Below are 12,832 nucleotides of genomic sequence, written 5' to 3'. Positions count from 1 at the left end.
CTAACGTGATGGGGTGAGTTACCACCGGCCCCGCAATCGGTCGCGGTAGGAGCGGCCGTCGGGGTCGTAGGCGGCGCGGTACATCGGGATGGCCCACGCGCGCGTGAAGCGGCCGAGCCGTTCGGGTTGGTGGGGCCGCAGCCGCCCCGGCGGCCGGGGGCCGACCCGGCCGCCGTCATGCCAGTCCTGCAGTGCCTGCGCGGACGCGGCGACGGTCTCGACCACCGCCGCGGGGTCGATGAGGCCGTCGTCGTCGCTGCCGTCGGGCGCCCGGTCGAGGTGTTCGCGCAGCAGTCGCAGGCGCAGGTCTCGGGCGAACACGCGGGCGCCGTCGCCGCGGCCCGCTGGATCGCGGGGTTCGCGATCGTCGCGGGTGTCGTCGAGTACCGCACACGACAGCTCGCTGTCGTGTGTCCATGACCGCCGGTTGAAGTTGTCGCTACCGACACAGGCCCATACGTCGTCGATGACGCACGCCTTGGCATGCATGTAAACCGGTGTGCCGGCGTGGTTTTCGACATCGAAGATGTGCACACGCCGCGGGTCGGCCTCGCGGCACGTCTCGATCGCTTGCTGGCGGCCGACCTGATTGGGCGGCAGCGCGAGCCGGCCGTCCACGTCCGGGTGTCGCGGCACGACCGCGATCAGGTGCAGATCCGGGTTCGCCGCGAGTGCCTCGGCGAACAGGCGGGACACCTGCTTGGACCACAGGTACTGATCCTCGAGGTAGATCAGGCGCCTGGCCCGCTGCACCGCCTTGGTGTAGCCGCGCGCGACACTGCGCTCACCGCGCGGCGCGAACGCGTATTCGAAGTGGGCGTCGGGATACGTCCGCAAAACCTGCACGGCCTGCGGACCACACGGCGGCGGGTCGGGCGGCTGGGGCGGCAGCTTGCCGACATCGAGATCGGCGTGGCGCAACTTGTCGGCGATCCAGGCGATCGGTGAGAGCATGTCCAGCGGCGCCGGGTCGGTCCAGCGTTCGCGGAATGTGTAGTCGAGCGCCCCGACGGCGGGTCCGCGGATCTGCAATTGCAGGTCATGCCACGGCGGGCGGTCACCGTATTGCTTGGCCATCCGCACCGCTTGCGGGTCGCCGTGATGTTCGGCGTCGTCACGGCGCGAGTGGCACAGGTCGATACCGCCAGCGAACGCGACGTCGTGTTCGGGAGCGCCGGGATGGCGCAGCACCACCAGCTTCTGGTGATGCGACCCGCCGAAACGCACCCGCTGGTCGAGCAGCACCTCCCCACCGGCCGCCTCGATCGCGTCGCCGAGATGCTGGTTCTCCTCCTCGCTGTAGGAGAAGTTGTCCAGATGCGACCGCCACATCAAGCCTTTGACGACGACCCCGCGTTCGGCGGCATGGCAGAACAGTTCGGATATCGTGGGCCCGTTCTCGCGTACCCGCTCGTCGGGGTCGCCGCGCCAGTCGGTGAAGAACAGATGGTCACCGCGCCCGAGCTGCTCGACTTCGGCAGCGAGCCGCTCGAAGTAGACGGCGCCGTGGACGAGCGGTTCTACCAGATTGCCGGTACACCAGTTCGGCACCGAGGTATCCGGATTGCCGCGTTCCTCGGCGGTGAGAAACCAATCGGCTAACCCAGCCAAGTCGGTCTCCTCACCGGGCGGGCCGCGGTCAGCGCCGTCGCCGCCACCACCATACGAACCCGATCGCGGCCAGGACGGCGACCACCGTCGCCACCGGAACCGCCGGCCGGGATTTCACGGCTTCGGTGGCCACGTGCGCCCGTTCGACGACGGCCTCCTTGGTTTCGGCGGCCTTGTCCTGGGCGCGGCTCTTGACGTCGAGCTTGTCGGTGAGTGCGCCGATCGTTTCGCCGAGCTCGCTGCGGGTCTGCTCGATGTCCGACTGTATTTCGTCGATGCCGGCGTCGGGCCCGGGCTCCTGGGGAAGTCGGTCAGCGGGCATGTCGTGCCTCCTTGATCTCCGCGAGGTCGTGCTTGACGCTGTCGACGGACTCGGCAGCCGGCGGCGGGACCTGCTGCACCTGCTTGCGGCTCACCAACGCCGCCACCCCGGCGCAGATGAACAGCACGACCGCGACGATCACCGCGGCGGCCCAGACCGGCAGGACGAGCGACAACGCCGCGACGGCCGCGGCGATCACCGTCATCAGGCCGAGTACCGCAAACAGTCCGGCGGCACTGATCAATCCGGCGCCGATGCCGGCGTGGCGGGCGGACTCCTGGAACTCCTTCTGGGCCAACCGCAACTCATCACGCACGAGCCGTGATGTCTGTTCCTGTAGCTGGCCGACGAGCTGAGGTATGGACGCTTCGCTCATGGGTTTCGGTTGTGTGGTCATGAGTAGACCCTTCTGCAGGCGTTCTGCTACTCCACAGCAGTGCCCAGGAGCTCCGCGGATGAAACCTGGCGGCACCGTTACATCCCGCCGCATTCGGGTATGTACCTGGGCAAGTCACACGCTAGGAGGACCCGTGAGGCGAAGCTCGAAGCTGTTGTACCGTCCGCTTTCCATCGCGACGAGTGTGGCGGGCGGGCTACTGGCAAGCGCAGTGTTCAATCAGATCTGGAAGCGCATCGACGAACCCAATCTGGAGCCACCGGATCCCAAGGATCTCGAACGGTCGGGAGCCAAGGCCCTGACCGCGGCAGCCATGCAAGGCCTCATATTCGGTTTGGTGCGCGCGGCCGTCGACCGCGCCGGGGCGAAGGGCTATCGGGCACTCGCACACGAATCACCGAAGTGAGTCACTTGGCGACGAGCTCGGCGTCCCGCTCGGTCTCGTCCCGTTTCTGGACCGGCGGCTACGTGCGGTGGGGTTTGAGCACATGTGTTGCGACGGGGTAGGCCGGTGTCCACGGGATCGCTGCGTTGACAGATGGCGTGTGCCAGGCGACAGGTTTAGTTATGTTGCGGCGCTGTGAGTTTCGTTTTGACACCTAGGGGCGCGGTAGGCGATGGGGGGCATGTTGAACCAGCGTTTGCAAGCGCGGGTGAACACGCTGTGCTCGGCGTAACCGAGCTGGCGGGACACCTGGGACACCGGCAGGTCGGTGCCGGTGAGCAGCCGGTGGGCCAGTTCGCGGCGGGTGTGGTCGACCAGTTCCGGGAAGGTGGTGCCTTCCGCGACGAGGCGCCGTTGCAGGGTCTTGGGGTGGATGTCGAATTGGCGGGCGACCGCCGCGGCGGACAATTGCCCGGTGGGCAGCAGCTGGCGGATCATGCTGCGCACGGGCTCGGTGATCCCGCGTTCGCGGCGGCCGGCGCTGGACAGGTAGCTCATGGCCACCTGGTGGGCTAGGGGGTCGTGGCGCAGGGGGCGCCGCAGATCGTCTGGGCGCAGGGTGAATCCGGAGATCGGGGCGTTGAAGCGCGGTTCGCAGCCGAAGTAGGCGCGGTAGTCGGTTTTGGTTCCGAGCGCCGGATGGGGCAGATGGACGGCCACTGGCCGGTAGGTGGTGCCGAGGAACAGGTGCAGTACCCGCAGGGTGACGCCGAGGGCTAGTTCGATGGCCTGGGCTTGCGGCGGCGAAGGGTGCAGGAGGAAGTCGTATTCGAATCGGCACAGGGTCTCGTCGGGGTCGGGGGTGATGCGGGCGCTGACGCCGGCGCTGTAGGTGTTCATGTGGGCGTCGAGGATCGTGAACGCCTCGGCGGCGGTCGCTGCGGTGCGGGCCGCGACTCCGACCGGGCCGAGGATGTCGATGGTCTGCCGCGTCGCTAGTTGGCGTCCGAAGTCGTCGATGTTCAGTACGACCGCGGCTGTTTCGACGGCGGCGATGGCGCTGCGCAGTGGGATGTAGCGGTCGCGGTGACCGGCATCGTTGGCATCGATGTTCGCCTGGGTCAGCAGTGCCCGCGGGTCGCCGCCGTGAGCCGTGATGAGTGTGTCGAATCCGGTCAGGCACGAGCCGCGGATCAGGTGCATGTCCAGAATCGTCAAGAATGCGTCCAGCGAAGTCAAGACGAACGCGCACCGCGTCGTGCAGAGTGAAGGCTCGGTCGGGGGACCGCTTGTCGTTTGTGGCCGATCCGATCGTGGTGGGGCGCAACGGTCGTGAGGAGGCAGCAACGCTGTGCCCGGAATCGCCGAGATCGCTTTGGGCGCCGCGCCGATCGCTGGCGGTGCGCTGCTGGGCGCCGTCGCCGGAAATCTGAAAGGCCCCGATGTGCGGGCGGTGATCAAGGCCGATCTCGACATGCTCGTCCGCATCGCCGAGGGCAAGGTGCAGCGCCGTACGGCGATGTCGCAGATGGCCTGCCGCAGCTCACGGCCCCGCTGGTCGGCGGTGATCAGGTCATCGATGCGCGCCCCGATCAGTGATCGCCGACGTCTACGCGGTGCGCGGCACTCTGCGTGCGCTCGTTCATCTGCTGCGCCGCAAGCCTGCTGCCACGGCCCGGCGCAGCGCGCCGTAACGACGAAGAGATGGGTGTGACGACCCAGCCTGGCAATCCCCGAGCACTTCATACCGAGCGATCCAGTGACAAGGAGAGAACATTCATGCACAAACATGTCGGGATAGTGGTAGCCGCAACAGGTTTGGCGTTGGCACCGGTGGCCGTCGCGCCCACCGCGGCAGCGGAGATCTGCGCCGGCGCCCACGGCCGCTTCGTCGGTGTTGAGGGCTGCGGTGCCCCGATCGCGCACATCGCCACCGGCGCGGCCATCGCGGGCGGTGTGGCCGCCGGGGCGGCCGTCGAGTCGTCGGCCGTCCCGTACTTCCCCGGGGAGATCCCCTGTCACACGGTCGAAGGGGTGCCGTACTACACCCCGCCCGGGCAGCCGTGCTGATCACCGTATCCGGGCGTGCGTGGCACACCGTGAAGGCCGTGTCCGGCGGGATTGGCGATGACGTGGAAGGGAATAAGTGAAGTTCTGGACGTGGGGTTTGGTGGTGGCGTTGATGGCTACGACGGTGGGCTGCGGCGGCAAATCTGAAGAGGCGGTGAGCAATTCGGCGCCAACGCCGCAGCAGGTACGCGAGATCGTCAAGGAGGCCTACATTTACGGCTATCCGATGGTGGACAATTACCGTATTCAGTACGCCTATTTCGCCGACCCGACCAACCCGCAGTACAAGGGCTCGTTCAACCAGACCCACAGCATCGCCCGGGTTTACACCCCCGCCGACACCACCATCCAGACCCCCAACTCCGACACCCCCTACACCATGCTGGGTGCAGATCTGCGGGCCGAGCCCCTGGTGCTGACCGTGCCGCCGATCGAGCGCGGCCGCTACTACTCGTTGCAGTTCGTCGATGGCTACACCTACAACTTCGCCTACGTGGGCAGCCGCACCACCGGCAACGGCGGCGGCAAGTACCTGCTGGCGGGGCCGGGCTGGACCGGTGACAAGCCCGCGGGCATCGACGAAGTGATCCGGTCGGACACCGATTTCGCGCTGGTCATCTACCGCACCCAGTTGTTCAACCCCGCCGACATCACCAATGTCAAGAAGATCCAGGACGGCTACACCGTCGAGCCGCTTTCGGCGCTGCTGGGGCAGGCCGCGGCGACCGCCGCGCCGGTCGATTTCTACCCTCCGCTGTCACCGGGGGATCAAAAGACCTCGCCGGACTTCTTCAAGGTGCTCAACTTCGTCTTGAAGTACGTCCCGGTGCTGCCCGACGAGACCCAGCTGCGCGAGAAGTTCGCCACCATCGGCATCGGCCCCGACCGCGACTTCGACCCCGACGCCATGAGCTCCGAAACCGTGCAGGCGATCAAGGACGGGATGGCCGATGCGTGGGCTGAGTTGACCGCATTCCAGAAGGACAAGCTCGACACCGGCGCAGCGACCTCGGCTGATCTGTTCGGCACCCGCCAGGATCTGAAGAACAACTACCTGTACCGGATGGCCGGCGCGGTTCTTGGCATTTACGGCAACACCGCGGCTGAGGCGATCTACCCGGTGATAGCTACCGACTCCACCGGGGCTGCGCTAACTGGCGCGGACGGAAACCGCTACACGGTGCGGTTCGGCCCCGGGCAGCTGCCGCCGGTCCACTCGTTCTGGTCGATGACGATGTACAAGATGCCGCAAAGTCTGCTGGTGGAAAATCCGATCAACCGGTATCTGATCAACTCGCCGATGGAGCCTAGCTTGATCAAAGATCCCGACGGCGGCATCACCATCTACGTGCAGAACCAATCGCCCGGACCTGACAAGGAGGCCAACTGGCTACCCGCGCCTGGTGGCCCGTTCTCGATCATCCTGCGGCTGTACTGGCCGAAACAAGAAGCCCTTGACGGCACCTGGAAAGCACCCAAGGCCGTCAAGAGCTAGCCGATCCGAAACCCGCTGTGCCCCTGCTCAATCTGGGCAGGGGCACGGGGTCGGCCCAAGCCGCCGTCCACGACGGATCGATCGTCAACCAAATACCAAGGTCCGGATCCACCGTTAATCAGACAGTCCCCGTCAGCGGGATCGTTGTTGTGCTCGACGTAGGAGGTCGGTGACGTGGTAGTCGATGGAGTATGCCTCGCGGAGTCTGACTCCGAGTGCGACCCGGCGGCGCGAACGGTCAGCGCCTTGGCGAGTCGCGGTGTGTCGCCGGTCGCGACGGGCGTCACGGGCGATCCGCCGGTCGAGGACGCGCGCGTCGTGCTTGGTCAGGGACTGGCTCTTGCGCACGAGGAGATCGAGCTGTTGCCAACTCAGGCCGTCGAGGTCGCCGTCGGCGTCATGGGTGGCGACGACGACGCAGCCCCGCAGCAGCGGCACCGACTTCGCCGTGAAAGTGGTTGTCGCCAGGAGTAACTCGGTGGCGCGCCGGTTGGCCCGGTGCTGGCACCCGCGGGTGGCCGGGCTGAACCAGAAGTCGAACTGGCGGTCGGTGCTCGTCAAGCACTGGAGGCCTTGATCCTCGACGAGCTTGTCGATGTCGGCGGTCGTGTAGGCGCGGGTCTCATATACGGCGCCGTCGGCGCTGAAGTACAGGACTGTGTTCATGGTGTTGTTCCATTCGACTCTTTCTTCGGTGTCAGATCGCGGGGGCGCCCCCGCTGTTACTAAAGTTACCCATGTGACGATTGAGATAAACCGTCATAACGATCCGATACCGAGAACGTCGCTATCTCTTGGCGGCGGCCACCCTGGCGCGCTCGCGCATCGACGCCACCACGCCACCGTCGTTGAGGATGTCGGTGCCGGTCAGGTACCCGGCCTTGGCACTGACGCAGAACGCGAACAATTCGGCCATCTCCTCGGGCTTGCCCCAACGCGGAACCGCGGCGTCGGCCACCATCGCACCGGCGCCGGCCTGCTCTTCGAGCCTGCCCATCTCGGTGTCGACAGAGCCGGGGGAGACTGACACGATGCGCAGGCCCCGGCCGTTGAACCGCTCAGCCTGTGAACTGCTGTACCAGCGAACGAAGGTCTTGCTGAGCGCGTAGGCGAAGCCGGAACGAGCCGCTTCGGGTGCCATGTCGCAGGTCGCGAGCAGGGTCTTCGCGAAGGCGTCGGGATCGTCGAGCGCCAGCGGGAAGTGCTCGGCCGGAACGATTTCGTCCGGCAGCATGTGCGAGGCCATCGACGCCACATTGACGATCGCCGACCCTTCGCCGGCATTCTCGTAGAACGCTTCGTTGACGTTGAGCGTGCCGAGCGCGTTGGTCCGCATGACGTAGGCGGCATCGCCCATGCTGGGACTCACGCCGGCGGCGTGGATCACCGCGGTGACCGGCCCGAGCTCGGCGGCCGTGCCGAAGAGCCGGTCGACCGCCTGCCGGTCGGTCACGTCACAGTTGACGGCCGTCGCGGAGATCCCGAGGTCGGCGAGGGTGGCGACGGCGGAGTCAAGCCGGTCCTGCCGCACGTCGCACAGGACGACCGCATGATCTCGTCCGACGATCTTCGCCGTGGCCACACCCATGCCACCTGCGCCACCGGTTATCAACGCCACAGAAGTCATGGCAGGACCGTATACCGGAGGCGCCCACAGTAAGCATTACGGGTCCAGGTGGCTCGAATCAGCCGAACTCCAGCAGTGTGTAGGCGCCCCGCGCGAACCGCTTCGGCAGGGTTTCGCCGTGCGGTCGCACGGAAACTCTCACGGCATGATCAGCCCTTTCCGTGCGGTTGCGGCCGCGGCTGCGTCGGCAGCGGCCGCGCTCGCCGTACGCGACGCCTTCCAACGTAAACACGCGATACTGCGCAACTTTCCTCTCGTCGGACATGGCCGCTACCTGATCGAAGCCATCGGCCCCGAGCTACGGCAGTACATCGTCGCGGCCAACAACGAGGAGCGGCCCTTCACCCGCGACCAGCGGCGGTGGGTGTACGCCTCGGCGAAGTTGGAGAACAACTATTTCGGCTTCGGCACCGACAACGACATCGAGTACACGGCCGGATATCCGATCATCAAACACCGGACGTTCGGGCGTGCGGTTCCGCCGTCGGCTCCGAAGGCCGGGCACGAGGTGAACCTGCCGTGCGCCAAGGTGATCGGCGCCGCCAGGGGCCGGCCGAAGGCATTCCGCCCGAAGTCGGTGGTGAACATCTCGGCGATGAGTTTCGGGTCGCTGTCGGGTAACGCGGTCGAGGCCCTCAACCGGGGCGCCGCGGCGGCCGACTGCCTGCACAACACCGGCGAAGGGGGCATATCGCGCTACCACCGACACGGTGGTGAGCTGATCTTCCAGATCGGCACCGCGTATTTCGGGTGCCGTGACGCCGAGGGGCGGTTCGATCTGGACCGGCTCAAAGAGATCGTGGCGGATGCGCCGGTGCGGGCTCTGGAGATCAAGCTCAGCCAGGGGGCGAAACCCAGCCTCGGCGGGCTGTTGCCGGCAGCCAAGGTGTCGAGTGAGATCGCCGCGGCCCGCGGTGTCCCCGCCGGGCGCGACTGTGTGAGCCCGTCACGGCACGCCGAGTTCTCCGACACCGACAGCCTGCTCGACTGGGTGGAACTACTGGCCGCCGAAACGGGTTTGCCGGTCGGTATCAAATCGGCAGTCGGTGATCTCGAATTCTGGTACGAGCTCACCGATCTCATGCGGGGCACGAACCGCGGGGTGGACTTCGTGACCATCGACGGCGGTGAAGGCGGTACCGGCGCCGCACCGTTGATCTTCACCGACACCGTCTCGCTGCCGTTCCAGCTCGGCTTCGCGCGTGTGTACCGCACGTTCGCCGAGCGGGGTCTGCACGAGCAGGTCACCTTCATCGGCGGCGGCAAGCTCGGCCTCCCCGACAATGCGGTGGTGGGATTCGCGCTCGGTTGCGACATGATCAACGTCGCTCGCGAGGCGATGCTCGCGGTGGGCTGCATTCAGGCACAGAAGTGTCATACCGACACGTGTCCTACCGGAGTCGCGACCCAGAACGCGTGGCTGGCCCGTGGCCTGGTACCGGACGAGAAGGCCGTGCGCGTCGCGAATTACATCAAGACGCTGCGGCGCGACCTGGTCAAGGTGGCCGAGGCGTGCGGTGTCGAGCATCCCGGCCTGATCGGGGCCGACTCGGTCGAAATCCTCGACGGCCGAACTGGTTCGACACCGTTGTACGAGGTCTACGGCTACACGCCGGACATGGGTCTGCCGTCAGCGGCCGACCGGCAGGAAATCGCGCGGTTGATGACGGCGCGCGAGCCGCAGGGCGGCTCGGCCGAACCCTCCCCGTCAGCCGTCGGCTGACATTCACCGGCAAGAGTTGTTGCGGGTGGATGCGAGTCGGGTACACCGCAAAGGTGAACTGAACCCGAATCGCAAAGGACGGCAATTTGTTTCGCAAGACGAACGAGCCTCGGCGGCGTTGCGGCTGGAGCGTGGCGCGGCGCACCGCACTCAAGCTGCCGCTGGCTGCGACGGCGACAGCGGCTCTGATCGAGGCACCCCGCGCGGGTGCCGAGCCGGGTCGATGGCCGGCCGAGCGGGCCAATCGCTGGTATCGGGCGCAGGGCTGGCTGGTCGGCTCCAACTACATCGCCGCCAACGCCGTCAACCAGCTCGAGATGTTTCAATCCGCCACGTATGACCCGCAACGCATCGACGGCGAGTTGCGTCTCGCCAGGCTCATGGGTTTCAACACCGTCCGGGTTTTCCTCCACGATCAGCTGTGGGCGCAGGACCGCTCGGGCTTTCAAGACCGGCTCGCGCAGTTCGTCGCCATCGCCGCCAGTCGAGGTATCAAACCACTGCTAGTGCTGTTCGATTCCTGCTGGGACCCATTGCCCAAGCCCGGCCGACAGCGCAGGCCGAGACCGGGTGTGCACAACTCCGGGTGGGTGCAGAGCCCGGGCGCCGAGCATCTCGACGGTCGCAGCCACACCGGACTACGTGACTACGTCGTCGGTGTGATGAGCCAGTTCCGCAACGACGACCGGATTCTGGGTTGGGACCTGTGGAACGAACCCGACAACCCCGCGCGCGTCTACCGTGCCGTCGAACTCAAGAACAAGCAGGAACTGGTCGCAGATCTGTTGCCCCAGGTGTTCCGGTGGGCCCGGACTGTCGACCCGGTGCAGCCGCTCACGAGCGGCGTGTGGCACGGGGAATGGCGGGATCCGCAGCGCCGCAGTGCTATTGCCAAAATCCAGTTGGACAACTCCGACGTGGTCACCTTCCACAGTTACGCCAAGCCGCCGGATTTCGAGAGGCGGATCGCCGAACTTGCGTCGCTCGGGCGGCCCGTCCTGTGCACCGAATACCTGGCCAGGGGCCTGGGCAGCACGATCGAAGGCATCTTGCCGATCGCCAAGCGACACAACGTCGGTGCGTACAGCTGGGGCCTGGTGGCCGGCAAGACGCAGACCTACCTACCGTGGGACTCTTGGGACCGGCCATACCCCGCCCCGCCCAAAGTGTGGTTCCACGACCTCTTCCACGCCGACGGCAGGCCCTATCGGGACCATGAGATTCAGACGGTGCGGGAACTGACCGGCCGTGAGCTTCTGCGGTGAGTCGTTTCGTTAGATTGGTTTGTGGGCTGTGCCCGCGCTGTGGAAGGAGTGCCGAAAGTGCCGGTCGGGATGCGAACCGTGGCTGCTGTCTCCGCATTCGCCGCCCTCACCGTCGCGGCCGCTCCGACGGCCGCCACCGAACCTCAGAGCCCGCTGGTCCCGTTGGTCGACGCGGCGGCCCAACGTCTGCAAACCGCGGACCAGGTGGCCGCCTACAAATTCAAGACGGGCGGTCCGATCGACGATCCCGCACGCGAGCAGCAAGTCATCGATTCCGTGACCGCGATGGCGCGGTCAGATCACATCGATCCCGCCTATGTCGGTGCGGTCTTCCGCAATCAGATCGATGCGACGGTGTCGGTCGAGCACACCCGGTTCGCGCAATGGAAGCTCGACCCTGGTGCGGCGCCCGCCACGGCGCCGGAGTTGGCCGATACGAGGAAAACGATCGACCGCCTGAATCAGGTCATGGTCCACGAGATGGCCGCCCAGTGGGACGTGCTGGGGTCACCGGCGTGTGAAGCCGACGTGGACAGCGCCATACGAAGTGTGGTGACCGCGCGGGCGCTGGACGCGGTCTATCAACCCGCGTTGGCCTACGCCACGCGCTCGTATTGCCGCTGACGGCGCACACGACGCGGCCGCATATGGTCGAGCGGTGACGATCACCTATGACGACGCGTTGCGGGCGCGCATCCGTACCCACCTGGACGGCCACGACCGCCGCGTCGTAACCGATCCCACCAAGCGGCATGCGGCGGTCGCGGTGGTACTGGTCGATTCGGACCTCGGCGAAGACCGGGTCGATCCCGCACCGGTCGACGATTGGATCGCGGGCCGCCCCATGCCGGAGCCCGGTCTGGACGGCCGCATGGTCGACGTGTCCGGTGGTGCGGCGTTCCTGCTGTGCCGTAGGGCGTCGCGGCTCAACTCGCACGCCGCGCAGTGGGCGCTGCCCGGTGGCCGGTTGGATCCAGGCGAAACCGCCGTCGACGCCGCGCTGCGCGAACTGGACGAGGAGTTGGGTGTCCGTCTTCCCGACTCGACGGTGCTGGGCCTGCTCGACGACTACCCGACCAGGTCGGGCTATGTCATCACGCCGGTGGTGGTCTGGGGCGGTGGCCGCCTCGAGCTGAGTCCGTCACCCGACGAAGTCGTCGCGGCCTACCGCGTCGGGCTCCATCAACTGCAGCGCGACGATTCGCCCAGGTTCATCGACATCCCCGAAAGCACGCGCCCGGTCGTGCAGATCCCGCTCGGCAACGACCTCATCCACGCACCGACGGGCGCGGTGCTGCTGCAGGTGCGGTGGCTGTGTCTGGAGGGCCGCAACGATGCGGTCGGTGACCTGGAGCAACCGGTCTTCGCCTGGAAGTAGTGGTAGGCCTACTGGCTGACTACTGGTTTTCAAGGGTTCGTTCTACGGGCGGAACCGCGAGTCTGGGTTTCACAAACATCGACTCGTGGAGGCTCATCGTGAAAGTTGTCCTGGCTCGTACCGTCGGGTGTATCGGCGTTGTTCTCGCGTCGAGCCTGTTGTTCGCCGGTGTCGTGGCCGCTCACGGACCGGACGAGGCCGGGGTGGTGCAGGTGGCGTTCGACCAACCCGTCACCAACATCCCCGGCAAATCCCTCGTAGCGCTGGAGGTCTCATACGGGCCGGGCGCGAAAGACCTGTCGCACCGGCACGCGGATTCGGCGTTCATCATGGCCTATGTCCTGTCCGGCGCGATCCGCAGCCAGGTCGCCGGGCAGCCGCCGCGGGTGTTCAAGGCCGGCGAGACGTGGCAAGAGGTTCCGGGGGACCACCACGTCGTCTCCGAGAACGCCAGTGCCACCGAACCGGCCCGGCTTCTCGCGGTATTCGTCGTCGACAGCAGCCAGTCACAGGCTCTCACCACGTTCGACGCCGATTCCGGGAATCGGTGAGCGGTGGG

14 protein-coding genes and 1 pseudogene are annotated in these 12,832 nt (G+C 66.5%); 9 read left to right on the top strand and 6 right to left on the bottom strand.

The features are described from left to right. Positions 1-18 precede the first annotated feature (18 nt). From AWC31_RS13760 to AWC31_RS13750, 3 genes are read right to left on the bottom strand one after another with little or no spacing between them, the layout of a single operon-like run. Entirely contained in the window at positions 19-1,611 is a 1,593-nt protein-coding gene (locus AWC31_RS13760; protein ID WP_085144735.1) for a phospholipase D family protein, read from the bottom strand. A 28-nt stretch (positions 1,612-1,639) separates the two neighbouring features. Further along, a complete protein-coding gene (locus tag AWC31_RS13755) occupies positions 1,640-1,933 on the bottom strand; it encodes a DUF3618 domain-containing protein (protein ID WP_085144734.1) in 294 nt (97 codons plus the stop codon). Beyond that, positions 1,923-2,330, bottom strand: a complete 408-nt coding sequence (locus AWC31_RS13750) for a phage holin family protein (protein ID WP_085144733.1) — start codon at positions 2,328-2,330, stop codon at positions 1,923-1,925. The genes AWC31_RS13755 and AWC31_RS13750 overlap by 11 nt, the downstream gene beginning before the upstream one ends. 133 nt (positions 2,331-2,463) lie before the next feature. On the opposite strand from AWC31_RS13750, the gene AWC31_RS13745 reads away from it, so the two are divergent. Next, a complete protein-coding gene (locus AWC31_RS13745) occupies positions 2,464-2,736 on the top strand; it encodes a DUF4235 domain-containing protein (RefSeq protein WP_165765956.1) in 273 nt (90 codons plus the stop codon). 159 nt (positions 2,737-2,895) lie between these two features. On the opposite strand, the gene AWC31_RS13740 is transcribed toward AWC31_RS13745, so the two are convergent. After that, on the bottom strand, positions 2,896-3,954 hold the full coding sequence (locus tag AWC31_RS13740) for an AraC family transcriptional regulator (RefSeq protein WP_110775061.1): 1,059 nt from the start codon (positions 3,952-3,954) through the stop codon (positions 2,896-2,898). Positions 3,955-4,066: 112 nt separating this feature from the next. On the opposite strand from AWC31_RS13740, the pseudogene AWC31_RS37845 reads away from it, so the two are divergent. The 3 genes and pseudogenes from AWC31_RS37845 to AWC31_RS13725 all read left to right on the top strand — a co-directional run. Beyond that, positions 4,067-4,246, top strand: a pseudogene (locus AWC31_RS37845) (hypothetical protein); the annotation flags it as partial. Positions 4,247-4,494: 248 nt separating this feature from the next. Next, positions 4,495-4,785 carry a hypothetical protein gene (locus AWC31_RS13730; protein ID WP_085144731.1) on the top strand — a complete coding sequence of 97 codons (291 nt, stop codon included), beginning with the start codon at positions 4,495-4,497 and terminating at the stop codon, positions 4,783-4,785. 112 nt (positions 4,786-4,897) lie between these two features. Then, positions 4,898-6,280: a DUF1254 domain-containing protein gene (locus tag AWC31_RS13725; RefSeq protein WP_085144827.1), complete on the top strand. Its 1,383-nt coding sequence runs from the start codon at positions 4,898-4,900 to the stop codon at positions 6,278-6,280. A 132-nt stretch (positions 6,281-6,412) separates the two neighbouring features. Here AWC31_RS13725 and AWC31_RS13720 read toward each other — a convergent pair whose 3' ends face one another. Both AWC31_RS13720 and AWC31_RS13715 read right to left on the bottom strand, forming a co-directional pair. After that, positions 6,413-6,946, bottom strand: coding sequence for a hypothetical protein (locus AWC31_RS13720; RefSeq protein WP_234816845.1), 534 nt, complete (start codon positions 6,944-6,946; stop codon positions 6,413-6,415). 121 nt (positions 6,947-7,067) lie between these two features. Next, positions 7,068-7,907, bottom strand: a complete 840-nt coding sequence (locus AWC31_RS13715; RefSeq protein WP_085144730.1) for an SDR family oxidoreductase — start codon at positions 7,905-7,907, stop codon at positions 7,068-7,070. A 145-nt stretch (positions 7,908-8,052) separates the two neighbouring features. Between AWC31_RS13715 and AWC31_RS13710 the strand changes: the two genes are divergently transcribed. The 5 genes from AWC31_RS13710 to AWC31_RS13690 all read left to right on the top strand — a co-directional run bounded on the left by AWC31_RS13710 (position 8,053) and on the right by AWC31_RS13690 (position 12,824). Beyond that, positions 8,053-9,630: an FMN-binding glutamate synthase family protein gene (locus AWC31_RS13710; RefSeq protein ID WP_085144729.1), complete on the top strand. Its 1,578-nt coding sequence runs from the start codon at positions 8,053-8,055 to the stop codon at positions 9,628-9,630. Positions 9,631-9,761: 131 nt separating this feature from the next. Next, positions 9,762-10,895 carry a cellulase family glycosylhydrolase gene (locus AWC31_RS13705; protein ID WP_085144728.1) on the top strand — a complete coding sequence of 378 codons (1,134 nt, stop codon included), beginning with the start codon at positions 9,762-9,764 and terminating at the stop codon, positions 10,893-10,895. A 69-nt stretch (positions 10,896-10,964) separates the two neighbouring features. Then, positions 10,965-11,519, top strand: coding sequence for a chorismate mutase (locus tag AWC31_RS13700; protein ID WP_085144826.1), 555 nt, complete (start codon positions 10,965-10,967; stop codon positions 11,517-11,519). Between the two features lie 34 nt (positions 11,520-11,553). After that, on the top strand, positions 11,554-12,273 hold the full coding sequence (locus AWC31_RS13695) for an NUDIX hydrolase (RefSeq protein WP_085144727.1): 720 nt from the start codon (positions 11,554-11,556) through the stop codon (positions 12,271-12,273). Positions 12,274-12,371: 98 nt separating this feature from the next. Then, positions 12,372-12,824 (top strand): cupin domain-containing protein, encoded by a 453-nt coding sequence (locus AWC31_RS13690; protein ID WP_374213914.1) that lies wholly within the window; start codon positions 12,372-12,374, stop codon positions 12,822-12,824. The last annotated feature ends 8 nt before the right edge of the window (positions 12,825-12,832 follow it).

The sequence above is a fragment of the Mycolicibacterium wolinskyi genome (genome assembly GCF_002101965.1).
GTDB classification, from domain to species: Bacteria; Actinomycetota; Actinomycetes; order Mycobacteriales; family Mycobacteriaceae; genus Mycobacterium; species Mycobacterium wolinskyi.
Note: the sequence above shows the minus strand (reverse complement) of the source record. Positions and strands in the feature narration are given on the sequence as shown.

Bases quoted from the DNA above. Each gene is read 5' to 3' on its own strand.
- AWC31_RS13755 (WP_085144734.1), bottom strand. From the start codon at position 1,933: ATGCCCGCTGACCGACTTCCCCAGGAGCCCGGGCCCGACGCCGGCATC.
- AWC31_RS13750 (WP_085144733.1), bottom strand. From the start codon at position 2,330: ATGACCACACAACCGAAACCCATGAGCGAAGCGTCCATACCTCAGCTC.
- AWC31_RS13730 (WP_085144731.1), top strand. From the start codon at position 4,495: ATGCACAAACATGTCGGGATAGTGGTAGCCGCAACAGGTTTGGCGTTG.
- AWC31_RS13725 (WP_085144827.1), top strand. From the start codon at position 4,898: ATGGCTACGACGGTGGGCTGCGGCGGCAAATCTGAAGAGGCGGTGAGC.
- AWC31_RS13720 (WP_234816845.1), bottom strand. From the start codon at position 6,946: ATGAACACAGTCCTGTACTTCAGCGCCGACGGCGCCGTATATGAGACC.
- AWC31_RS13715 (WP_085144730.1), bottom strand. From the start codon at position 7,907: ATGACTTCTGTGGCGTTGATAACCGGTGGCGCAGGTGGCATGGGTGTG.
- AWC31_RS13710 (WP_085144729.1), top strand. From the start codon at position 8,053: ATGATCAGCCCTTTCCGTGCGGTTGCGGCCGCGGCTGCGTCGGCAGCG.
- AWC31_RS13700 (WP_085144826.1), top strand. From the start codon at position 10,965: ATGCGAACCGTGGCTGCTGTCTCCGCATTCGCCGCCCTCACCGTCGCG.